The sequence below is a fragment of the Bacillus cereus group sp. Sample62 genome (assembly GCF_036851315.1).
Taxonomy (GTDB): Bacteria; Bacillota; Bacilli; order Bacillales; family Bacillaceae_G; genus Bacillus_A; species Bacillus_A wiedmannii.
Genome location: NZ_JAFLPK010000001.1, coordinates 4,136,052 through 4,160,229 on the forward strand (window position 1 = coordinate 4,136,052; position 24,178 = coordinate 4,160,229).

The window sequence follows — 24,178 nt, forward strand, 5'->3', positions numbered from 1 at the left end:
AACGGGTCAAGAAATTGGAGAGTCTAGATGCGCTAACTCCTCTTCATGTTGATCCATCTCATCGTTTACGTCTTTTTCCATTTCTTTCAAAAGCAAGTACGTTTCAATGCTTCCTGTTTTGGAGAAAAACTTCCAGGTAAAATCTAGCATAAGAATCCACCTTTCTCAATAAGCGTAGCCTATAAACCAATTTCCTTTGTTGTTATTAAATTGACCCATTTTGTCCATTTTCATGTGAGAAAAATTTTTCCTAATTTATCAAAACTCATAAAAACCAATAATCAGCGGATGAACAAAACATCCGCTGATTACAGCTTTACTCTATTTTAGTACTCGTCTTCGCGGAAACCAAGGTCACGAAGCTGAGACATTTTATTACGCCAATCTTTTTGCACTTTTACCCATACTTCTAAAAATACTTTAGAACCAAGTAATGCTTCAATGTCAAAACGAGCTCGCTTACCGACTTCTTTTAACATCTTTCCTTGCTTACCTATAATAATTCCTTTTTGTGATGCACGTTCAACAACAATCGTTGCGTTTATATAAACCGCTCCGCCCTCACGTTTTTGAATTGCATCAATAACAACAGCCACAGAATGCGGCACTTCTTCACGTGTTAAATGTAATACTTTTTCACGAATAAGCTCTGAAATAATAAATCGCTCTGGATGATCCGTTACTTGATTATCTGGGTAGTATTGCGGTCCTTCTGGTAAATACTTTTTAATTGTTCCAATTAAAGCATCCACATTATTGCCGTCTAATGCAGAAATTGGTACAATCTCTGCAAATTCATATAGTTTACGGTATTGATCAATTAACTCTAATAATTGCTCTGGATGAAGTTGGTCAATTTTATTAATTACTAAAAATACTGGTTGTTTCGTTTCTTTTAATTTCTCAATAATGAATTCCTCACCACGACCAAATCCTTCAACTGCATTGACCATAAACAGAACAATATCAACTTCTTTTAATGTCGTTTGAGCCATCTTCACCATGAAGTCGCCTAATTTATGTTTAGGTTTATGTATTCCTGGTGTATCAATGAAAATTACTTGTGAATCATTTTCTGTATATACGCCTTGAATTTTATTACGAGTTGTTTGTGGCTTGTCACTCATAATGGCAATTTTCTGGCCGATAATACGATTTAAAAATGTAGATTTCCCAACATTCGGTCTGCCAATAATAGAGACAAAACCTGATTTATAACCTTTTCTATTCATGTAAATCCTCCGCTAAAAATGCTCCTGGTAACAATTCTCCGACTGTCGTCTCTTGAACGTCACCACGTAAATTTGATAGGTATACTTTCGTATCCTGTTTACATAATTCTACCATAACTTGTCGACATGCTCCACAAGGAGGTACTGGACGCTTTGTATCCGCCACAATCGCGATAGCTACAAACTCTTTATCTCCTTCAGAAACCGCCTTAAATAAAGCTGTTCTTTCTGCACAGTTACATAAGCCATATGATGCATTCTCAACATTACATCCACGATATACTTTTCCATCCTGTGTTAATAATGCTGCACCTACTTGAAATTTAGAATATGGTACGTACGCTTGTTCACGCGCTTCGATTGCTTCTTGAATTAATTGTTTACTATTCATATTCTCGCATCCTTCCTGTCCACAGCTGTGAATAGATACACTCTCTTATTAAAGGCCTTTACAGCACTTTCAAAGCTTCATAAAAGCTTTGGAATGCAACTATACCACATACGGTAAAAAGATAATAGCACCAATTATAACGGCTATTATCGCAAACAATAAAACCGATCCGGCTGCGACATCCTTTGCAATTTTCGCAAACGGATGTATATCGGTAGTCGCTAAATCTACTGTTTTTTCCACAGCCGTATTTACCATCTCTAAACTCATTACAATTCCTATTACAATAAGTAATACCGTCCACTCTACTTTCGTAATATGGAAATAAAAGCCGCAGCATATAACAATGACTGCGGCTAAATAATGAATTTTCATATTTCGTTCATGACGAAGACAAAAGAATATACCTGCTATAGCATACCCAAAACTATTTATAAGTTTTCCTTTTTTCATCGACCTAATCCAAATGCCTCTAAAATTTCTTTTTGTCTTCCAAACATTTCTTTTTCATCCTCTTCTGTCATGTGGTCATAACCAAGTAAATGTAAAAAGCCATGTAGCGCTAAAAAGCCAAGTTCACGATCAAAAGAATGTCCATACTCTTCAGCTTGTTCTTTCGCTCTCGGAATAGAAATAATAAGGTCACCTAACATACGAGGCATCTCTGCACCTACAATTTCCATTTCTCCTTCTCCCATTTCTTCCATAGCAAAGGAAATGACATCAGTAGGCTGATCCTTATCTCGGTAATCACGATTAATCTCGCGAATGCGTTCGTTATCTACAAATGTCACTGATAACTCCGCACCATCCTCTATTTTTTCCATTTGAGCTGCTTTTTCTAATATCTCACGAATTAAATTCACATATTCTTCTTTCACTTCTTCAGTTTCATCAATGAAATCAATTAATAAACTCATTCTTTCTCCTTCTCTTCCGGTGGTTCCGGATATGTAATACGCGAATGGAAAATACCATTTAACGTTTCACATAACGTTTTTCCAACGATTTGTAGTTCCTTAAACGTCAAATCACATTCACTAAATTGCCCATCTTGCAGGCGATCTTTAATAATACTTTGTACTAAATTATTAATTTGATCTGGCGTTGGGTGATTCATAGAACGTACCGCCGCCTCAACACTATCAGCAATACCAACAATTGCCGACTCCTTAGAAGTTGCTTTTGATCCCGGATAGCGAAACATCTCTTCTGTATATTTTTCTTTATCTTCTTTAATCGCCTTATAATAAAAATATTTAAGTAATGTTGTACCATGGTGTTGTCCAGCAATATCGATAATTTCTTGCGGAATATGGTATTCTTCGAGCATTCTGACTCCATCTGTTACATGAGCAATGATAATATCTTTACTCGTCACAGGATCTAATTTATCATGTGGATTTTCAATTCCCATCTGGTTTTCAATAAAGAATTGCGGTTGTACTGTTTTTCCTACATCATGATAATACGCCCCTACACGTGCTAATACACCATTTGCTCCAACCGCTTCACACGCTGCCTCAGAAAGATTCGCTACCATTACACTGTGGTGATACGTTCCTGGCGCTTCTAACAAAATTCTACGCAAAAGCGGATGATTCGGACTCGATAGTTCCATAAGCTTCATGCTTGATACAATTCCAAGTCCACTCTCTAAATATGGTAATATTCCCATCGCTAAAACGGATGAGATAATTCCTGAAACGGAAGCCATCAATAATTGCGTTCCAATTTCAAGAGGTGAAAAATTCCCATTACGTAATAATAGTAACGCCGCTAAGACGACTACATTTAAAATAGAAACGAGTATACCAGCTTGCAAAATCATCGTACGACGATTTTTTTCTCTTAAGAAAATGCTTACTGATAATGAACTTAATAACACATAAATACCTACACTATAATTCAGTGTACTTGTTACTCCTTCATTAAACATAATACTTCCGCACACAGAAAAAATCATACTTGTTAAAAATACAAATCGATCGCCAATCATTAGTTTTACAAGTATTGTTCCCATCGCAACTGGGACAACATACGCAATTCCTGCATATTCAAGCTTTTGAAACAAACTAATAGTTTTCATTAAAACAATCGTGATAGACAAAATTGTAATATATGCTAAAATATACGGTCTATCTTCTCTTTTACGCTGTAAAAATACTTCAAACTGCTTATGCATAAAGTACAGTAACACACCAATGAGCACTGCTAATCCAACATAAGGCTGAAAACTATTACCTTTCTCTAATAAACCGACTAATTTCAACTGATTATACATATCACTTGAAATTGTTTCACCTTCTCTAACAATAACTTGTCCTTGAAGAATATAAACAGGTGGAACTAAATCTTCTTCCGCTTTCTTCTTCTCTTTCGTTACAGCCGGATCATAAAAATAATTTGCTGTAATCGCATATGATCCTAGCGCGTTCACAGCTTCCTTCAATCCGCTATTCACATTGAGGCTTTTCATTTCATTAACAAATCGCTCTTTTGCTGCTATTTCTTCGGACATTTTAATATTTCCACCCATAATAACACTAACAGACGTTAGAGCCGCGTTCTTTGCTAATTCTAATTGATCCGGTTCTGCATTAATAAAATATAATAAATTCTCATCAGATAATTCCTTTGTTAAATTAGATGGCAACTTCTTCTTCAACTTTTCTAATTTATTTGCATCGGTCATCTTTTTTTGCTCTTCAGGTCCAGCAGCTTTCATCTCTTGAATTGCTTCATTTACCTTAGCAAAAACATCATTTACAATATCTACTCTATTTTGTTTATATTCACTTCTATATGTATATTGATCCCCAACTTTTTGAGCGGCCTCTTGTTTTTTTCTGTCCGTTATAACCTTATCTTCAATTTTAATAGGAGAATGAATTGTTTTTTTCGCAATAGAATACATATCAACATCTAATTGCTCTGGTTTTACATTATTCATAAGTGCAAAAAATAGCACTGCTCCTAATAAAACGTAAGAAATCCAACTTAGTTTTTTCGAATGTTGTAAATTACGAAACCACTTAGAAATTTCTTCAGATCTTAACATGATTTCAATACCTTCTCCTCTCCAGAAATAAAGTGAAACTATTTATAGCTTTCATTTCTTCTAGCCAACGATACTTTTAAGTAACATTTTGATACACCAGTACCTATAGTTTATTGCTCTTATCTTTTATGATAGTAAAAAATATGCCGTTCGCCAACCTTAATACAAAAAGAAATGATCCTGACAAATAGGATCATTCCATTTTATCATATGCCTCAATAATACGTTGCACCAGCGGATGCCTCACAACGTCCGTTTGTTCTAATGTAATAAATGAAAGACCTGATACACCAGATAAAATGTTAGAAGCTAGCGAAAGCCCTGATTTTACCCCTTTTGGTAAGTCTACTTGTGAAGGGTCCCCCGTAATAACCATTTTAGAACTAAAACCTAATCTAGTTAAAAACATTTTTATTTGTGCACCCGTTGTATTTTGCGCTTCATCTAAAATAACAAATGAATCATCGAGCGTACGCCCTCTCATATAAGCAAGAGGTGCGATTTCAATTACCCCTCGCTCCATCATACGTTGCGTATATTCTTGTCCAAGAATATCGTGCAAAGCATCATACAATGGACGTAAATACGGATCTACCTTCTCTTTCAAATCTCCTGGTAAAAAACCTAAACTTTCTCCAGCCTCTACAGCCGGTCTCGTTAAAATAATTTTCTTTACATACCCTTGCTTTAAAGCTCTCACAGCCATTACTACAGCTAAGTATGTTTTCCCAGTCCCAGCAGGTCCCATTCCAAATACAATATCATTCTTCTTCATTGCATGAATATATCTTCTTTGCCCCATTGTTTTTACACGAATGGATTTACCTTTTGCCGTTTTAAAGATTTCTTCTTCATATAACTCTTCAAATTGAGCAATTTTCCCTTGTTGTGCGAGCTGAATTGCATACGCAACATCTCTTTCTGTAATTGATATACCTTTTCGAATAACAACAAGTAATTGCTGTAAGATTTTTTCTACGAGTGTCACGGTTTCAACTGCTCCAGATGCATGAACAGTTTCACCTCTAGTTACAATCGATACATTCAGTTCCCGTTCAATTACTTTCAAATGAGCATCATTGACTCCAAAAAGAGCGATTGCTTCGTTAGCATTTTCCAATTGTTGGTTCATTTCTACTAATTGTTCTGCCATTACTCAGTCTCCTTGAATATCGGATTCGGATATTGGTTGTGGCTCTGCAATATTTTCGATCACAGTATAATGCAATGTGACTTTTAGTTGATCCGCCTCAACCTCTTTACTCAAAATCTTATCACTTACAATCATAGCATGTTCATCCAATTTTTTCTTTAGTTCTTTTTCAGCCATCTCTTTCGCTACTTTCATTGCCTGTTTTTCTGTATATTCCCGATTCGCTTCTTCCTCTTCTCGCACGATATCTTTTTCGTACGCGATCGGCAGTGTAAAACCAAATAGTTTCACATCGTGTTTTACACTTTCAGTACGAGAGCGTTTATACTTATCATGTTGAAATCCCCATATTTTTATTTTCGCACTCCCAAATGTAAGGTAATGCTCATTATATGCATTGCCAGTATATACTTGAAATTGCGTCTTTAGCGGCACATTCACCTCAGATGTGTACCACGTTTCTCCATATACAATACCTTTCGCCGAAACAATCGTCGGACTCTCCTCATTACCGTATATCCCTGATACGAGAAGTTGCCCTTTTTCGACATGGTCATTTTTCAAGACGACCGGTTTTCCTACTTCAACAAATGTTTTTGTCACAATCGCTTCTTTTTTTGCTACTAAATTTTGCGGCCTTTGTTCCTTTTCTTTTTTTGGCTCGTTTTTTTCAACAATTTTAAAATGATACGTCGTTCCTCTTATTTCTAGTCCCGCCCAAGTAATCGCATTAATATTGTCTGTCAAATGACGTTGTACATCTTCTACATTAGGCATTTGGAATTGTAATTTCCCTTTTTTAATACCCATTTTGTCCAATTCTTTCATCAATATATATTCTGTTTCAGGTTTCGCCCCTGTAATTTCAATTTTCCAAACCATATTGGATAATGCAATCATGCCAAAAAAGAAAATTAAAAAACCAATTAAGAATCCACTATTTTTAATTAAACGCTTATTCAAAAAGGGAAAACCGTAACGCCCAATAAAATATAGTTTACATTCATTTTTTCTATAAATTAGTTTTATTTTCTTCACATCTCGTAATAACATACAAAAAACTAACGTTTCATCAGCAATCTTCTTAACATCCCAAACTAATAATTTTCTACGTACACATTCGTTAACGAACCGTTCCGCACCTCTACCTTCAATTCGTACTTTTACATATCCAAGCCACTTTATAAACCATTTATTTTTCATCTACTACCTCCACTACCTTTCCAAAAGTATACACACTACTTTTTTCACTTTAATTAGCAAAATAGCTCGTACGAAAATAAAATATAGAGTTCTACCACCCATAAATAGCGAGATAAACTGAATAGTAAGGTCGAATCACGAAAATAACGAAGAAAAACTTCACATATGGAAGTTTCCCTCACTCCTCTTTTTTTTCGTTTTCTAAAAATGTCACTTGCTCAATTATGCCTTCAAGCAAAAGTTCTTCTGGAAGGATTGTTTTAATAATAAAGGATTGCCCTTTAATTAATAATTGACCGTGCTTTAATAACAATCTTACTTCTTTATCTGAAAACACTAATAAACCCCGATGATTTTCTATATAGATATGCACTTGCCCAACAAGCGTGATCCGAGGTAGATCCATTAGCACATCCACTGGCAGGTCTATTTGCTTTGTTAACCAATTCTTCATTTGTTCTAATTTTTTCATCTCAAAAGACCCCCTCTCATCCCATATGTATGAAAAAAGAGCTTGTAATATCACGTCCAAACTGAAAAAAAGCATAAAAAAACGTCTCATACGAAATGAGACGTTTTTTTATGCTAATAGCTGGATAACCAGCTTATTCACAAGTGATCCGTCTGTTTTACCTTTTACTTTCGGCATAACAGCAGTCATCACCTTACCCATATCTGCTTTAGAAGTCGCACCAACTTCAGAAATAACTTGCTTAATTACATTCGCTAGTTCTTCTTCTGTTAATTGCTCCGGCAAATATGCGCTTAAAATCTGAATTTCACTTTGCAGTTTATTAACAAGGTCTTCACGACCAGCTTTTTTAAATTCAAGGAGGGAGTCCTTATACTGTTTTACTTCACGAGCTAAAACTGTTAATTCCTCTTCTTCAGTAAGAGTATGTTGCAGTTTAATACCTTCATTTTGTAAAGCAGCCTTAACCATACGAATAACGGTTAATTTTTCTTTTTGTTTATTCTTCATCGCTTGTTTCATATCATCGTTTAAACGACCGAGAAGACTCATAACTTACACCCTCTCTTAGAATTTACGCTTTCTTGCCGCTTCAGATTTCTTCTTACGTTTTACACTTGGTTTTTCATAAAACTCGCGCTTTCTTGCTTCAGCAAGTGTACCAGTTTTAGAAACCGATCTTTTAAAACGGCGAAGTGCATCCTCCAAAGACTCGTTTTTACGAACGACTGTTTTTGACATTCTCTTTCCCTCCCTCCGAAACATCACACTTACATACTAATTTCAGCATGCAAAAAGAAACCCTTCTTCAGCATGTCTTTTACGATTATAATACATTTTATCACTTCAGGTCAACTATTTGGCAGAATAAAAGAAGAATAGATGCCCTTCCCTGTTCAAAAGCTATGTAGATAGCTTTTATCCTTTTCCCCTGAAGACAACTATATTTTTATCATTACATCTTTTTTAATACAAGAAAATATTAAATAACTACTCTTTCGACCTACCTGCCTTTTCAGTACTTAACTTCTCCACGAAAAAAAGAAAGCATGCAAATCGTTTCCGTTTGCATGCTTTTTTTATCCCGCTATTTGTCGGGCAGTAAGACCCCCACCTCAAAATCCAGCAAAAGCAAAGAACTTAGGTGGGAGTCCGGCTGATAATTAGTTGGGAGGAACAAAAACCCCACTGACTAAAGTTTCATTTTATGCGCTTGCTGATTCTTTTTTTACATCGTCTTCAAGAACACGAACAAATTGCGCTTCGTTATATGGATAACCAGCTTTCGTAATTTTCACTTTCACTAGCTTACCAATTAATTCTTCTGATCCTTCAAATACAATTTTTAAGTAGTTATCCGTATAGCCTACATATAACCCTTTACGGTCACCCTCTTTAAATTGCTCTTCCGGAATGATTTCAAGCACTTCCCCTTCAAACTGTGACGCATACTCTTTCGCTAATTGGTTAGATAGTTCAATTAAACGATGAACACGATCATTCTTCACATCTTCAGGAACTTGATCTTCCATACGCGCTGCAGGTGTTCCTGTACGCTTTGAGTAAGGGAATACGTGTAACTCAGAGAAGCGATTCTCTTTAATGAAATTGTATGTTTCCATGAATTCTTCTTCTGTTTCACCTGGGAAACCAACAATTACATCCGATGTAATCGCAAGGCCTGGTAACGCTTCTTTCAATCGATCTAAACGCTCTTGGAAAAATTCCATCGTATACTTACGACGCATACGCTTTAATACAGTATTAGATCCAGATTGCAATGGAATGTGCAAGTGACGTACAACTACTTCAGACTTATCTAACACTTCAATTACTTCATCTGAAATCTGACTCGCTTCAATAGAAGAAATACGAAGACGTTTTAATCCGCCTACTTCCGCTTCCATATCACGAAGTAATCCAGCTAAGTTATAATCTTTAATATCTTCACCGTACCCACCTGTATGAATACCTGTTAATACAATTTCTTTATAACCTGCATCTACTAATTGCTGCGCTTGTTTAATAACTTCTTTTCCATCACGAGAACGCATTAAACCACGTGCCCAAGGAATAATACAGAATGTACAGAAATTATTACAACCTTCTTGTATTTTTAAAGATGCACGTGTACGATCCGTGAAATAAGGTACATCCAGTTCTTCGTATACACGTGTTTTCATAATGTTGCGGACAGCATTAATTGGTTGACGCTCTTTGCGGAATTCTTCAATGTATCCTAACATCTTTTCACGATCCTGTGTACCAACTACAATATCTACACCTGGAATCGCCATAATTTCCGCTGGAGATGTTTGTGCATAACATCCCGTTACACAAATAACCGCATCCGGATTTTGACGAACGGCACGTCTAATAACTTGACGGCTTTTCTTATCTCCCGTATTCGTTACTGTACACGTATTAATAACATATACATCAGCTTTCTTTTCATATTCTGTTCTTTCATATCCACCTTGTTTAAACAATTGCCAAATGGCTTCTGTTTCATAGTGGTTTACTTTACAACCTAACGTATGGAACGCAACAGTTGACATTGATCATCACCCCATCAATTCAAAATGATACGAAGCAGCACTTAACGCGTATAACGGCGCCGTTTCTGTTCTTAAAATTCTTGGTCCTAAACTACATGGTACAAATTTATGTTCACGAAGCGTAGTAATCTCTTCCTCCGCTAAACCACCTTCTGGTCCAAATACAATCAATAGTTTTTGGCCTGGTTTCATCGTCGTTAAAGCTTTAGCAAAATTGGACTTCTCACCTTGTTTTGCTTCCTCTTCATACGCAACAAGACATACATCATACTCATTACTCATTGAAAGCAATTGCTTAAATGATGCCGGAGCATGCACTTCTGGAATTTCGCTTCTATGCGATTGTTCCGCAGCTTCTTTCACAATTTTTCTTAAACGCTCAACTTTTTTATCAGCTTTTTTCGCATCCCATTTTACGATAGAGCGAGATGCTTGAAATGGTAAAAATGCGGCTGCCCCAAGCTCAGTTCCTTTTTGGAAAATTAACTCTAGCTTGTCTCCTTTCGGCAGTCCACTTGCAATCGTCACGAAAACAGGAAGTTCACTTGACGCCTCTACCCATTCTACAATAGCCGTATTAATAAATTCACTGGTAATTTCATCAATTGAACATACTGCTGTTTTTCCGTTTACACAGCAATAAATGTGATCACCAGCTGACATACGCATCACTCTTGCGATATGATGTACGTCATCACCTACAATGCGAATACTTGTCTCATTTACATATTTCTCTTCTACAAAATAACGTTGCATATAATCACCTTAGTAGAGTTTCGTTCCTTTCGTAAGTCAACACTTACGAAAAGAACGAAACGTTATCATTTTTTCATATAACAAACGGCAAGTCCCTCACCTTATAGTGAGAGACTCCCCTTTTCATTATAAACTAAAATCTATATTACGCATTTCGTGCAATAATTGCTACCCAATCTTCCATTCGTAATACTTCTTCAATTGTAAATCCAGCTTTTTCTAGCGCTTCAGAAATTATCTTTTCCTTCGCTGCAATAATGCCCGATGTAATAAATAATCCACCCGACTTCACAACTCTTGCTGCATCCTCAGGGAATAAAAGAATAATTTCTGCTAATAAGTTAGCTACGATTAAATCAACAGGACCTTCAATACCTTCTAAAAGACTATTTTGCCCAACAGACACGATATCATCTGTTTTATTTAAACGTACATTCATTTCTGCACTTTCCACTGCAACCGGATCTAAATCATACGCTTGAACAGAAGACGCACCTAATTTTGCCGCTGCAATACTAAGTACACCAGAACCTGTTCCTACATCAATGACAGTATCACCTGGCTGAACTGTTTTTTCTAAAGCACGAATACACATCGTTGTTGTCGGATGAGTTCCTGTCCCAAACGCCATACCTGGATCTAATTCAATAATTTTTTCTTCCGGAGAAGCTGGTGTATATTCTTCCCACGTCGGCACAATTGTGAATGTATCAGAAATTTGTACTGGATGGTAATATTTTTTCCAAGCAGTAGCCCAATCTTCTTCATTGACTTCGTTAACAGTAATATTTCCAGTACCAATTTCGATGTCGTAAGATGGAAGCATATCAATAGATGATTTTACACCCGCAATCGTTTCCTGTAAAGAATCCGTTTGTGGGAAATATGCTTTTATTAATACACCTTCCGCCGGATATTCATCTGGGTTCAATGCATAAATTTCACCATATTGTTGCTCGCGCTCTTTCGTCAACTCCGCTGGATCCTCAATCGCAACTCCACTAGCACCAGCTTCATGTAAAATATGAGAGACAGCTTCTACTGCTTCTTCTGTTGTATGAATACTAACTTCTGACCATTTCACAATTTACCAACTCCATTTTTCATTTCCATTATTCCCCTTTGAAAGCACGTTTAAGCTTTCCAAATAAACTATCATCCTGCTCTTCTTGTCCCGCAAATTCACGTAATAACTCTTTTTGATGTGAAGTTAATTTCGTCGGTACAACAACACGAACGACTACATATTGATCTCCTTGACCGTATCCACGTACGTTCGGAGCACCTTTTCCTTTTAAGCGGAATTCTGTTCCTGTTTGTGTTCCTGCTGGAATTTTCAGCTTCACTTTCCCATGAACAGTAGGAACTTCCACTTCAGCACCAAGTGCCATTTGCGCAAATGTTAATGGCATTTCGCAAATAATGTGATCTCCTTCACGCTCAAAGAATTCATGATTTCTCACATGAACAACAACATATAAATCTCCTGCCGGTCCGCCATTTACGCCCGCTTCACCTTTTCCAGATACACGAATTTGTTGACCATTATCGATACCTGCCGGAATCTTAACGTTGATTTTTTTACGTTTACGTACTTTACCAGAACCGTGACATGTCGTACATTTTTCTTTAATCATTTGACCAGTTCCTGAACAATGACCACAAGCTTGACGGTTTACGATACGACCAAATGGTGTATTTTGCTCTACACTTACTTGCCCTGATCCTGAACAATGTTTACATGTTTCTTTTGAAGTTCCTGGTTTCGCTCCGCTACCTTTACAAGTATCACATGGATCTTCTACTGGAATCTCAACATTTAATTCTTTACCAAAAATAGCTTCCTCAAACTCCAAAGTAACTTGATATTGTAAGTCAGCACCTTGACGCGGAGCATTTGGATCACGACGTCTACCGCCACCGCCGCCAAAGAACGAACTAAAGATATCTTCGAAACCGAAGCCACCGCCGAAGTCTCCTCCGCCGCCAAAGCCACCGAAACCTTGATTTGCACCAGCATGACCAAATTGATCATATTGTGCGCGCTTTTGATCGTCGCTTAATACTTCGTATGCTTCTTGTACTTCTTTAAACTTTTCAATTGCATTTTCTTCTTTACTCACGTCTGGATGGTATTTTTTAGCCAAACGACGATACGCTTTTTTTATTTCATCTTTTGAAGCACCCTGGCTAAGTCCAAGGACCTCATAATAGTCTCGTTTACTCATAAATTTACAACCCCCGAATCTTTCACATAAACGTAATTTTAACACCGAAAGAAAGTGCTTTGCAACAAAGTTTCCTCACTTACAGTATGCAAAGTAAAAAACTTAAGAACCTCACACTTTTCTTTTCATTCGTGAAAAAAGCCAAAGTCAAGGCACGCTTGACTTTGACTTTTTGTCATCTTACTTATTTATATTACTTATCTTCTTTTACTTCTTCAAACTCAGCGTCTACTACATTGTCTTTCTTCGCGCCAGCATCTTGTGCTCCTTGTGCACCTTCTGCTTGCCCTGCGGCTGCTTGAGCTTGCTCGTATAATTTAACAGTTAATTGTTGTACGATTTCTTGTAAAGCGTCTTTTTTCGCACGGATTTCCTCAAGCTCGTTCTTCTCGATCGCAGCTTGTAATGCTTCTTTCGCTTCTGTTGCTTTTGCAACTTCAGCCGCATCCACTTTACCTTCTAAATCTTTTACAACTTTATCCGTTTGGAATACAAGTTGGTCAGCTTCGTTACGAAGTTCAACTTCTTCCTTACGTTTTTGGTCAGCGTCAGCATTTGCTTCTGCTTCTTGTACCATACGATCTACTTCTTCATCAGAAAGACCTGAAGAAGATTGGATTGTAATAGTTTGTTCTTTGCTTGTTCCTAAGTCTTTTGCACGTACGTTAACAATACCGTTCGCATCAATATCGAATGTTACTTCGATTTGTGGAATACCACGTGGTGCTGGTGGAAGGTCTGTTAATTGGAAACGACCTAATGTTTTGTTGTCAGCTGACATTGGACGCTCACCTTGTAATACGTGAATGTCTACTGCCGGTTGGTTATCAGCAGCTGTTGAGAATACTTGTGACTTACTTGTTGGAATTGTAGTGTTACGCTCGATTAATTTCGTGAACACACCACCCATAGTTTCAATACCTAAAGAAAGTGGAGTTACGTCTAATAATAGTACGCCTTCTACATCACCAGTAAGTACGCCACCTTGAACTGCAGCACCTAATGCTACAACTTCATCAGGGTTTACACCTTTATATGGTTCTTTACCAGTTTCACGTTTAATAGCTTCTTGTACAGCTGGGATACGAGTAGATCCACCAACAAGGATAACTTTATCTAATTCACTTGGAGCAAAACCAGCGTCTTTTAATGCACGACGAGTTGGCTCTAACGTTCTTTCAACAAGACCTGCTGAAATCTCTTCGAATTTCGCTCTTGTTAACGTTAATTCTAAGTGTAATGGACCAGCAGCTCCAGCACTAATGAATGGTAATGAAATTTGTGTTTGTGTTACGCCAGAAAGATCTTTTTTCGCTTTTTCAGCTGCATCTTTCAGACGTTGAAGTGCCATTTTATCTTGGCTTAAATCAATGTTATTTTCTTTTTTGAACTCAGCTACTAAGTGGTCAATAATAACTTGGTCAAAGTCATCTCCACCAAGACGGTTGTCACCAGCAGTTGAAATAACTTCGAATGTTCCATCTGCTAACTCAAGGATAGATACGTCAAATGTACCGCCACCTAAGTCATATACTAAGATTTTTTGCTCTTCATCTTGTTTTTCTAAACCGTAAGCAAGCGCTGCTGCTGTTGGTTCGTTAATGATACGCTCAACTTCTAAACCAGCGATACGACCAGCATCTTTTGTTGCTTGACGTTCTGCATCGTTGAAGTATGCAGGTACTGTAATAACAGCTTTCGTTACTGTTTCACCTAAGTATGCTTCAGCAGAAGCTTTTAAGTTTTGTAAAATGATTGCAGAAATTTCTTGAGGTGTATAATCTTTACCTTCAACTTCTACTTTGTAGTCTGTACCCATATGACGTTTAACAGACATGATTGTATTTGGGTTTGTAATTGCTTGACGCTTTGCAACTTCCCCAACTTGACGCTCTTCATTTTTGAAAGCTACAACAGAAGGTGTTGTACGGTTTCCTTCTGGATTTGGGATAACCTTTGGTTCTCCACCTTCCATAACAGCTACACAAGAGTTTGTTGTACCTAAGTCAATACCGATAATTTTACTCATGGCGAATCCTCCTACTTTTATGTAAATTATTGATTTACTTTTACCATTGATGGGCGAATCACACGGTCTTTTAGTTTATAACCTTTTTGGAATTCTTCAACTACCGCGTTTGATTCAAATTCACTATCTTCCACTTGCATAATAGCTTGGTGTTCATTAGGATCAAACTGTTTACCAACAGATCCAATCACTTCAACACCTTCTTTAGTCAACGCTTCTAACAATTGACGATGCACCATTTCCATACCTTGTAACAAGGATTTCGTTTGCTCATCAGTTGCTTCCACTTGCATCGCTCTTTCAAAATTATCAAGAGCTGGCAAAATATCTGAAACTAGACTTTGTGCTCTATATTTTTCAGCAGCCTGTTTATCCATTTGGACACGACGCTTATAATTTTCAAAATCTGCTTGTAGACGTAATGTGCGACCTTCCGTTTCCGTTAGTTTCGCTTGTAACTCATCTACTTTTTCTTGTAAAAGAGCAGCCTCACTTTTTTCTTCTACAGTTTCTTCACTGTTTTCTGTCGTGACAGCTTCTTCAACTTGCGCTTCTTTTACTTCTTCTACCACTTGTTCGTTACGCTCTTCCACAATATTCACCTCCTTAAAAGGTATTAGGTATTATGCTGAACACAATTCCCTAAGCATTATATATTACACACAGCAATGAAAATTTCATTACTTGAGCGAATGTATTACTCTCATTTACTTTCTAAGTCCATCAGTAAATTGTCTCGTAAATAACTGTAACAAACTAATTACCCGAGAGTATTGCATTCTTGTCGGACCTAAAATAGCAATTGTTCCAAGCTGTTCTTCTCCAATCGAATATGTTGCAGAAATTAAACTACAATCTTCCATGGCCGTCGCAGAGTTTTCCCTACCAATTTTCACTTGAATACCTACTTGTTTATGACGCAAAATGTCATAAAACTCGGCTTCATTATCAATCATTGTCAGCAAGGATCTTACTTTGTGAATGTCATGGAACTCTGGTTGCGAAAGCATATTTGCTTTCCCTCCAAAGTATATCTTTTCCGATAAAGGAACTTGAAATGTACCATCTAACATTTTTATTGCACTATCGTAATTATGAACATACCCACGTAAAACTGTAACAATCTCTTTCAAGATTTTGTTATGCAGTTCTGCCATTGGTACGCCCGACAGCTTTTCATTTAAAATATTAACCATTTTTTCTAAATCTGATAAATCAACAGATTCCGGAACGGTAATCGTTTTGCTTTGTACATGCCCTGTATCCGTTACAATAATAGCGACTGCAGTTTGACGATCAAGCGGTACAATTTGTACGTTTTTAAGTTTATTTGTGCTTAACTTCGGTCCAAGAACAATGGCCGTATAATTCGTAAGCTCTGATAAAATTTGAGCCGATTGCTGTGCAATCTTTTCCGCTTCAAAAATTCTTTCAGCAAATAAATCTTTAATTTGTACAATTTCATCGTTCGGTAAGTTTTGCGGCGCTAAAAGATGATCTACATAAAAACGATATCCTTTTTCAGAAGGAACACGTCCTGAAGAACTATGCGTTTTCTCAATAAATCCTAGTTCCTCTAAATCAGCCATTTCATTTCGAATAGTAGCTGAACTAAACGTAATTTCATCTTTCTTAGCCAACGTCCTCGACCCAACAGGTTGCGCTGATCCAATAAAGTCATCAATAATTGTTTGTAAAATTAAGAGCTGACGTTCCGTAAGCATCTCATCATCACCTCTGTTAGCACTCTTTGTCTTCGAGTGCTAAATCTATTAATAACTTACCAAAATTGACATTCAATTGTCAACGGAAACGTCACGAAATAATGAAACTTTTTCACGTTTATGGAACATTTAATTAGTCAATCAAAAACGATTGGAATACTTCATTCCCTAATAATTTTCCTTTTCGCGTTAAACGAACATATCCATCTTTCTCTTCAAGCAATCCTTGTTCTTGATTTTTTTGCAACTGCTTCGCGAAAACTTGATCCATCTCCATATTAAATTTCTTTTGAAACGCTATTTTAGATACACCTTTTGTTTTTCGAAGTCCTAAGAACAACTCTTCTTCCATTCTTTCTTTCTCCGTCACCGCGTGAACATCTAAATACGGAAATCCAGTTTCATCGATTTTATTGAAATATTGCTTGAGCGGACCTACATTTTGGATACGTTCTCCATTTACATAACTATGCGCTCCAGCTCCAAATCCATAATACTCTTCATTATTCCAGTATGTGAGATTATGTCTACTTTCATTATCACCTTTTGAGAAATTGCTAATTTCATACTGGGTATAGCCGTGTTTCTCCATTTCATCCATTACCATTTCATACATTTTCGCTTCATGGTCTTCACCTGGAAGTCTTAATTTCCCTTTATTCATTAAGTTATAAAACACAGTTTTCGGTTCCACAATTAATGAATATGCTGAGAAATGTTGTACGCCAAGCGTAAAAGCAATGTCTAATGTTTCTTTAACATCTTCTATCGTCTGCCCTGGCAGAGCATAAATAATATCTACATTTATATTTTTAAAGCCCACTTCCTGCGCTTCTCTAATTGCTACAAATGCATCTTCCCTCGTGTGCTTACGCCCAATTTTCTCAAGCAACTCATCCCGAAATGTTTGCACGCCAAAACTAATTCGGTTCACTCCACCTTCTAGCAATACATTTAACTTCTCTTTCGGTAAATCACCCGGATTTGCTTCAAATGTTAATTCACAATTTGGCGCAAACGGACGTAAGCGACTGTTTATAATATCTAGTAACTTTTTTGTCTGCTCCATATTTAACGCTGTCGGAGTTCCTCCACCAACAAAAATCGTTTTCATACTATCAAACGGTACTTTTTGAACTGTATTTATTATTTCTTTCTCTAAATACTCTAAATATTGATCGACCGGTTGGCGTTCAATAAACACTTTATTAAAATCACAATAGTGACAAATATGCTGACAAAACGGAATGTGAATATATGCAGCTTGCACCAAATATAACTCCTACCTTTCTAAAAAGAAAACCTCCGCGCTTCGGAGGAATCTTTACTTCTCTAACGTATTACGAATTTGTTCCATTCGCATTTTTCCCCAATCATACATCATTTCAACGATTGGTAAAAGCGACATGCCTAATTCCGTCATATAATACTCTACTCGCGGAGGAATTTCTGGGTATACTGTTCGATCAACAACCCCATCTTCCATTAACTCTTTTAATTGGTTCGACAAAACTTTATGAGAAATACTTGGGAATAATCGTTGTAATTCACTAAAACGATGAGGCCCTTCCACACCAAGATGCCACAGTATCACAACTTTCCACTTCCCACTAATAATAGAAAGCGTCAATTCCTTTTCACAATTAAAATTGCCATTTTGTATTTTCTCGTGAATATCTTTTCGAATATTTTCGGACATTAATAGTCTCCTAACTCTATATCAATCATTCATAAATAGCCACTTCACTATTGTAAATGAGAGAAGCTACGTTGTCTAAAAAGTAATTATACATAAAAAAGAAGCCGTATAAACGACTTCTTTTTTATCTCAATTCGTACGAAATAACAATCAATTATTAGTTGTCATCCATTTTCAGTACAGCCATGAATGCTTCTTGCGGTACTTCTACAGAACCAACAGACTTCATACGTTTTTTACCTTCTTTTTGCTTATCAAGAAGTTTACGTTTACGAGAAATGTCACCACCGTAACATTTCGCAAGTACGTTTTTACGCATCGCCTTAATTGTAGAACGTGCTACAACCTTGTTTCCGATAGTCGCCTGAATTGGTACTTCGAACTGTTGTCTTGGAATTAATTCTTTTAATTTCTCTACAATTACTTTACCACGGTCATACGCTGAATCACGATGCACGATAAATGATAAAGCATCGACTTGTTCATTATTTAAAAGAATATCCATTTTCACAAGTTTCGACGGTTTATAACCAATTAACTCGTAGTCAAACGATGCATATCCTTTTGTATTTGATTTCAACTGATCGAAGAAGTCATATACGATTTCTGATAACGGAATTTCGTATGTTAGTGTAACACGTGTTTCATCTAAATATTGCATATCAATAAACGTTCCACGTTTACCTTGGCAAATTTCCATTACAGCTCCAACATAGTCATTCGGAACCATAATCGACGCCTTCACAAACGGCTCTTCTACACGATCGATAGATTGTGGATCTGGCATATTAGATGGGTTATCAACAATAACATCTTCACCGCTTGTTAAATAAACTTTATAAATAACGCTTGGCGCTGTTGTAATTAAATCAATTTTAAATTCACGTTCAATACGTTCTTGAATGATTTCCATGTGAAGAAGTCCTAAGAAACCACAACGGAAACCAAATCCTAGTGCTTGAGATGTTTCTGGTTCAAACTCAAGAGCAGAATCGTTTAACTCTAATTTTTCTAACGCATCACGTAAGTCGTTGTAACGTGCAGAATCGATTGGATATAAACCACAGAATACCATTGGGTTTAATTTACGATAACCCGCTAACGCCTCTGCAGCCGGACGTTTTGCATGTGTGATTGTATCACCTACGCGTGTATCACCTACGTTTTTAATAGATGCCGCTAAGAACCCTACATCACCTACTGTTAACTCGTCACGTTGCGTTGTTTTCGGTGTAAACACACCTACTTCTGTTACTTCAAATTCTTTTCCAGTTGCCATCATACGTACTTTATCGCCAACTTTTACCGTTCCATTTACAACACGGATATATGCAATTACACCGCGATACGGATCATATAAAGAATCGAAAATCATACATTGTAAAGGCTCTTCTGAATCCCCTGTTGGAGCCGGTACCTTTTCAACGATTTGTTCTAAAATATCTTCAATACCAATACCAGCTTTCGCTGAAGCAAGTACAGCTTCCGATGCATCTAAACCAATTACATCTTCTACCTCTTGACGTACACGTTCTGGGTCCGCACTTGGTAAGTCGATTTTATTAATAACTGGTAATATTTCTAAATTATTATCAAGCGCTAAATATACGTTTGCTAATGTTTGCGCCTCAATCCCTTGTGCTGCATCCACAACAAGAATCGCACCTTCACAAGCCGCTAAACTACGAGATACTTCGTACGTAAAGTCGACGTGTCCTGGAGTATCGATTAAGTGAAGAATATACTCTTCACCGTCTTTCGCTTTATACGTAAGTTGTACTGCATTTAATTTAATTGTAATACCGCGCTCACGCTCTAAATCCATAGAGTCAAGCAATTGAGCTTTCATTTCACGTTGTGTTAACGCGTTTGTTTTCTCTAAAATACGGTCTGCTAACGTTGATTTTCCGTGGTCAATATGAGCAATGATAGAGAAATTACGGATTTTGGACTGTCTTTTTGCTCTTTCTTCTTTGTTCATCTATGTTCTCAACTCCTAATAGTCTCGCCAATATACACTAGCACTGATTATATCAATAGAGCAGCAAAGATTCAATGAAAACTCGTGCTGCTTACAATACAAATCATTCTATCTATATCTTATGCGAACAAACCATAAGAGACAAACCTTTTTCAAATTTAAAAACGGCTGTCGTACAAAATGGTAAGACAACCGTTCTTCCTGCTACCCTTAACTAAAAATCTCTTTCACTTTCCCAACAACTATATCCGTTCCAAACTTTGTTACTTCATAAGTAGCACTTGCTATTGCCATACCAATTCCTTCTACAACATTAAAGCTTTTTAAGCTTTCTAATTGTTTTTGTTTTTCAGCAACGGAAAACGAACTTCCCAAAATTTCTGATTCAGCACCCGCACCCTCTGTTCCTGTCATATGAGCGATTTGTTCATACGACATTTGCTGATAACCTTTCATACTTTTCAAACCATGATTAGCAAGTACCACCCCTGCTATTATCATAAGTAAACATAAGGCCGCACTACATATACATAAAAGCGAAAAGCGGCTTAAACGATTATCGTCTCTTCCCATCAATGTGTATATGCTCCTGTATTATCTTGGTCAATTTGATGATGCAAGGCTGCATTTAAACCACTCGCTATTACATTCGCCATATCCTCTATGAAAGCATCCACTTCTTTCGGAGTCACCATTAAATTATGACCAAGAGGAGATAACACTTCATAAATTAATTTTCTCTTCTCTTCATCTTCCAGTGTACCTACAGCACCTAAAAACATATTCCGACTCTTTTCATCCGGCATATCTTCTTCTGTTAATTTTTTCTTTTCTCCAAATGTAAAACCGGCTGGTAACAAAGAACGGGCAGGTTTGTTTCCTTCTTTCATCTCCCGTCCAAAATGTTTCAAAATAAAATCAATTGTATCGCTTGTAATTGAAACGGCATCAACCACAGTCGGAACACCAATCGCGATAACAGGAATACCCAATGTTTCTTTACTGAGTTCCTTACGCTTATTCCCAACACCCGATCCAGGATGAATTCCCGTATCAGAAATTTGTATCGTACTATTTACTCGTTCAATAGAACGGGCAGCTAATGCATCAATTGCAATGACAAAGTCTGGCTTCGTCTTCTCAATGATTCCATAAATGACATCGCTCGTTTCGATTCCTGTAATTCCCATTACCCCCGGCCGAATTGCACTAACAGGCCTAAACCCTTCTTCTACACTTTCAGGTTGCAATTGAAACAAATGTCTCGTTACCAATACATTTTCTACAACAATCGGTCCAAGCGCATCTGGCGTTACATTCCAATTCCCAAGACCAACAATTAAACAACTCGCTTCTTTCGTAACGCCAACCTCTTCTAAGAAATAAGAAAATTCTTTTGCAAAAATGCGCTCTACTTTTTGTTGCAGCTCCGTATCTTGTTGACGTATACCTTGTACTTCAAGCGTTAAATAACTCCCTGGTTTTTTACCCATCGATTCAGAGGCAACTTCATCAATCATTACTTTTGTAATGGTAATACCTTCTTCTTCCCTCTCTTTTACAATAACTCCTTGTATCCCTTTTTTCTCTTCTTGACTCTCTTGCAGCATTTGATGCGCCTCTACAGCAAGGTCAGTTCTAACACTATATTTACTTAAATCTAATGGTTCTTTCATCGTATCTCCTCCGTAATTCATAGTAAATATCGTTAGATTTCCCAAAGTTATATAAGGTCATTCTTTCCTTTACGTGAAATTTCATTGATATACTATTGCAATTCTCTTCACCGTTTGATAGAATATCACTTGTTCTATGTTAAGAATCGAGTCATTCGATTGCACCAGGGAGGTGAAAAGTATGGCAAACATCAAATCTGCTATCAAACGCGCTAAACTTAGCGAAGAGCGTCGTTCACATAACGCTTCTATCAAGTCTGACATGCGTTCTGCTGTTAAAACTGTAGAAGCTTTAGTTACTAATAACGATCTTGAAAATGCTAAAGAAGCTTTCAAAACTGCTTCTAAAAAACTTGACAAAGCAGCTCGTAAAGGTCTTATCCACCAAAACGCTGCAGCTCGTCAAAAATCTCGCTTAGCGAAACAAGTAAACGCGTAAGGCGTTTAAAAAACGATCCATTTGGATCGTTTTTTTATATACAAAAAAGTTCACGTGCTTAGCACGTGAACTTTTTGTTTCATCACATATGATTTAACCGCATTAAGAAAAACTCAAGCACAAGTTTCTTATCCATTTTTCCAGTCTTCATACTATAATCAGCTTCCGCTAATTCTATAATCACTTTTTTTAATTCTTCAAAAGAGAAAAACTTCGTTTGATTCATCGCTAACTTTACACGATATGGATGCACACCAATATGAGACGCAATTTGATTTTGTCCATAACCACGCTGCTGTAACTCTTTCACTTGATAGAGCAAGCGGAATTGACTTACTAATAACGCAAGCAGTTTAATGGGTTCCTCTTGCTGCGTAAATAATCCATCCAAAATTTGCATCGCACCCGTGATATCTTTTTTCACCACTTTTTCTGTCAAAGCAAACACATTTTGTTCAACCGATTTTGGCACAAGCTCTGCAACAAGTTTCGGTGTAATCTCTCCGCCCATACCGACGTATAACGTTAACTTGTCCATTTCCTTCGCCAACATCGTTACATTACTTCCCACAAGCTCTAACAACAAACTAACAGCTGCATTATCAATATGCACATTCACTTCATCTGCACGAGCAACAATCCACTTCTGAACATCCTGCACTTGCATCGCATTCGCTTCTACTACGTCCGCTGTTTTCTTTAATAGTTTTGTAATTTTTTTTCGTTCATCAAATTTTTCGTAAGGCGCAACAAAAACAAGAATAGAAAATGGAGAAGGCTCCCCAATATATTCTTCTAAAATTTTTATATTTTGCTCTAATTTTTCTTTTTGTGAAGTTAAAAATAGTGGTGATTTTATTAATAGCACTTTACGTTCTCCGAAAAAAGGAAGTGTACGTGCATCCTCAACCACATCTTCTAAATACGCCTCTTCTAAATCATATGTCACAACATTAAACTCGCGATCTTCCTCTTCAAGCGCTTCTGTTGTAATAAGCTTTATCGTTTCATTTATAAAAAACGCTTCCGTTCCATACAGTAAATACAACGGGGCAAACTGCTTCTTTTTAATCTTTTTATGTATATCACTCATACTTTTTCCTACTCCCTAACTTGGCAATATATATTTATACTAATGCCCTAGCTTTTGTTTTACAAGTACAAAGGAACAGGCTTTATAACCCGTTCCTTTATTTATATTAAACGCCACGCAATAAGCCCCGGGTTTCTTATCGGTGTGCGGTAATCACCTTCCCTTTATTATTCACAATAAAAATTCGAGTATAAGTGCCAACTGTTAACATGCTTGGAAACAAAAAACTCACGTTCCTTAATAATCTAAAAGTAGTAAAAACGCTCGATTTCTCTTCATATGGAAATTGTAGATTTTTTTCTGACAATATTTTATACTAAAGTGGAATGTTGGGGAGGGATTCTAAATGAATGATTTTGAACAAAACGTTCAAAGTAAACGCAATGACGCTATTGATTCAGGGGTAGGATTTATCGTCTCATTTGGTTTTTTCGCAACACTTTTCATCATTGCAACTGTTATTAAATTTATCGGTTCTTAAAG

26 protein-coding genes are annotated in these 24,178 nt (G+C 36.9%); 2 read left to right on the plus strand and 24 right to left on the minus strand.

Annotation, left to right across the window (positions count from 1 at the left end; all coding sequences use genetic code 11):
* Positions 1-6: 6 nt before the first annotated feature.
* The 23 genes from J0835_RS21080 to gpr all read right to left on the minus strand — a co-directional run bounded on the left by J0835_RS21080 (position 7) and on the right by gpr (position 22,163).
* Positions 7-150 carry a YqzL family protein gene (locus J0835_RS21080; RefSeq protein ID WP_000883924.1) on the minus strand — a complete coding sequence of 48 codons (144 nt, stop codon included), beginning with the start codon at positions 148-150 and terminating at the stop codon, positions 7-9.
* Positions 151-326: 176 nt separating this feature from the next.
* Complete coding sequence (era, locus tag J0835_RS21085) at positions 327-1,232, minus strand: GTPase Era (protein WP_001080239.1); 906 nt, start codon at positions 1,230-1,232, stop codon at positions 327-329.
* Positions 1,225-1,623, minus strand: coding sequence for a cytidine deaminase (locus J0835_RS21090; protein ID WP_087981982.1), 399 nt, complete (start codon positions 1,621-1,623; stop codon positions 1,225-1,227). The genes era and J0835_RS21090 overlap by 8 nt, the downstream gene beginning before the upstream one ends.
* A gap of 99 nt (positions 1,624-1,722) precedes the next feature.
* Positions 1,723-2,076: a diacylglycerol kinase family protein gene (locus tag J0835_RS21095; RefSeq protein WP_048562281.1), complete on the minus strand. Its 354-nt coding sequence runs from the start codon at positions 2,074-2,076 to the stop codon at positions 1,723-1,725.
* Positions 2,073-2,543 carry an rRNA maturation RNase YbeY gene (ybeY, locus tag J0835_RS21100; protein WP_000054689.1) on the minus strand — a complete coding sequence of 157 codons (471 nt, stop codon included), beginning with the start codon at positions 2,541-2,543 and terminating at the stop codon, positions 2,073-2,075. Before ybeY ends, J0835_RS21095 begins: the two co-directional genes overlap by 4 nt.
* Positions 2,540-4,684, minus strand: coding sequence for an HD family phosphohydrolase (locus J0835_RS21105; protein WP_087981984.1), 2,145 nt, complete (start codon positions 4,682-4,684; stop codon positions 2,540-2,542). The genes ybeY and J0835_RS21105 overlap by 4 nt, the downstream gene beginning before the upstream one ends.
* Before the next feature lie 193 nt (positions 4,685-4,877).
* Positions 4,878-5,837, minus strand: a complete 960-nt coding sequence (locus J0835_RS21110) for a PhoH family protein (RefSeq protein ID WP_000840500.1) — start codon at positions 5,835-5,837, stop codon at positions 4,878-4,880.
* Between the two features lie 3 nt (positions 5,838-5,840).
* Entirely contained in the window at positions 5,841-7,040 is a 1,200-nt protein-coding gene (gene yqfD, locus J0835_RS21115) for a sporulation protein YqfD (protein ID WP_087981986.1), read from the minus strand.
* A 178-nt stretch (positions 7,041-7,218) separates the two neighbouring features.
* Positions 7,219-7,512, minus strand: a complete 294-nt coding sequence (gene yqfC, locus J0835_RS21120; protein WP_000732264.1) for a sporulation protein YqfC — start codon at positions 7,510-7,512, stop codon at positions 7,219-7,221.
* A gap of 108 nt (positions 7,513-7,620) precedes the next feature.
* Entirely contained in the window at positions 7,621-8,064 is a 444-nt protein-coding gene (locus tag J0835_RS21125; RefSeq protein WP_000054579.1) for a GatB/YqeY domain-containing protein, read from the minus strand.
* 15 nt (positions 8,065-8,079) lie between these two features.
* Positions 8,080-8,253, minus strand: a complete 174-nt coding sequence (gene rpsU, locus J0835_RS21130; RefSeq protein WP_000048061.1) for a 30S ribosomal protein S21 — start codon at positions 8,251-8,253, stop codon at positions 8,080-8,082.
* Between the two features lie 464 nt (positions 8,254-8,717).
* Complete coding sequence (gene mtaB / locus J0835_RS21135) at positions 8,718-10,070, minus strand: tRNA (N(6)-L-threonylcarbamoyladenosine(37)-C(2))-methylthiotransferase MtaB (protein WP_000108688.1); 1,353 nt, start codon at positions 10,068-10,070, stop codon at positions 8,718-8,720.
* 6 nt (positions 10,071-10,076) lie between these two features.
* Positions 10,077-10,826 carry a 16S rRNA (uracil(1498)-N(3))-methyltransferase gene (locus J0835_RS21140; protein ID WP_064474770.1) on the minus strand — a complete coding sequence of 250 codons (750 nt, stop codon included), beginning with the start codon at positions 10,824-10,826 and terminating at the stop codon, positions 10,077-10,079.
* 145 nt (positions 10,827-10,971) lie between these two features.
* On the minus strand, positions 10,972-11,910 hold the full coding sequence (gene prmA / locus J0835_RS21145) for a 50S ribosomal protein L11 methyltransferase (RefSeq protein WP_000872122.1): 939 nt from the start codon (positions 11,908-11,910) through the stop codon (positions 10,972-10,974).
* Between the two features lie 28 nt (positions 11,911-11,938).
* A complete protein-coding gene (dnaJ, locus tag J0835_RS21150; RefSeq protein ID WP_000043954.1) occupies positions 11,939-13,054 on the minus strand; it encodes a chaperone protein DnaJ in 1,116 nt (371 codons plus the stop codon).
* A gap of 193 nt (positions 13,055-13,247) precedes the next feature.
* Complete coding sequence (gene dnaK, locus J0835_RS21155; RefSeq protein WP_000034697.1) at positions 13,248-15,083, minus strand: chaperone protein DnaK; 1,836 nt, start codon at positions 15,081-15,083, stop codon at positions 13,248-13,250.
* Positions 15,084-15,109: 26 nt separating this feature from the next.
* Entirely contained in the window at positions 15,110-15,676 is a 567-nt protein-coding gene (gene grpE, locus J0835_RS21160) for a nucleotide exchange factor GrpE (protein ID WP_087981988.1), read from the minus strand.
* A 114-nt stretch (positions 15,677-15,790) separates the two neighbouring features.
* Positions 15,791-16,807, minus strand: a complete 1,017-nt coding sequence (gene hrcA / locus J0835_RS21165; RefSeq protein WP_087981990.1) for a heat-inducible transcriptional repressor HrcA — start codon at positions 16,805-16,807, stop codon at positions 15,791-15,793.
* 133 nt (positions 16,808-16,940) lie between these two features.
* A complete protein-coding gene (gene hemW, locus J0835_RS21170; RefSeq protein WP_087981991.1) occupies positions 16,941-18,080 on the minus strand; it encodes a radical SAM family heme chaperone HemW in 1,140 nt (379 codons plus the stop codon).
* Between the two features lie 51 nt (positions 18,081-18,131).
* Positions 18,132-18,506, minus strand: a complete 375-nt coding sequence (locus tag J0835_RS21175) for a winged helix-turn-helix transcriptional regulator (RefSeq protein WP_087981993.1) — start codon at positions 18,504-18,506, stop codon at positions 18,132-18,134.
* Between the two features lie 157 nt (positions 18,507-18,663).
* The gene (gene lepA / locus J0835_RS21180; protein ID WP_087981994.1) at positions 18,664-20,487 is read right to left on the minus strand and encodes an elongation factor 4; all 1,824 of its coding nucleotides are present in this window, start codon (positions 20,485-20,487) and stop codon (positions 18,664-18,666) included.
* A 210-nt stretch (positions 20,488-20,697) separates the two neighbouring features.
* The gene (locus J0835_RS21185) at positions 20,698-21,063 is read right to left on the minus strand and encodes a YqxA family protein (protein ID WP_087981996.1); all 366 of its coding nucleotides are present in this window, start codon (positions 21,061-21,063) and stop codon (positions 20,698-20,700) included.
* The gene (gene gpr, locus J0835_RS21190) at positions 21,060-22,163 is read right to left on the minus strand and encodes a GPR endopeptidase (RefSeq protein ID WP_087981998.1); all 1,104 of its coding nucleotides are present in this window, start codon (positions 22,161-22,163) and stop codon (positions 21,060-21,062) included. Before gpr ends, J0835_RS21185 begins: the two co-directional genes overlap by 4 nt.
* 181 nt (positions 22,164-22,344) lie before the next feature.
* On the opposite strand from gpr, the gene rpsT reads away from it, so the two are divergent.
* Positions 22,345-22,602: a 30S ribosomal protein S20 gene (rpsT, locus tag J0835_RS21195; RefSeq protein ID WP_001274014.1), complete on the plus strand. Its 258-nt coding sequence runs from the start codon at positions 22,345-22,347 to the stop codon at positions 22,600-22,602.
* A gap of 82 nt (positions 22,603-22,684) precedes the next feature.
* Here the strand turns inward: rpsT and holA are convergent, their stop codons facing one another.
* Positions 22,685-23,695 (minus strand): DNA polymerase III subunit delta, encoded by a 1,011-nt coding sequence (gene holA / locus J0835_RS21200; protein WP_087982000.1) that lies wholly within the window; start codon positions 23,693-23,695, stop codon positions 22,685-22,687.
* A gap of 346 nt (positions 23,696-24,041) precedes the next feature.
* Between holA and J0835_RS21205 the strand changes: the two genes are divergently transcribed.
* Entirely contained in the window at positions 24,042-24,176 is a 135-nt protein-coding gene (locus tag J0835_RS21205; protein ID WP_000997609.1) for a YqzM family protein, read from the plus strand.
* Positions 24,177-24,178: the final 2 nt, after the last annotated feature.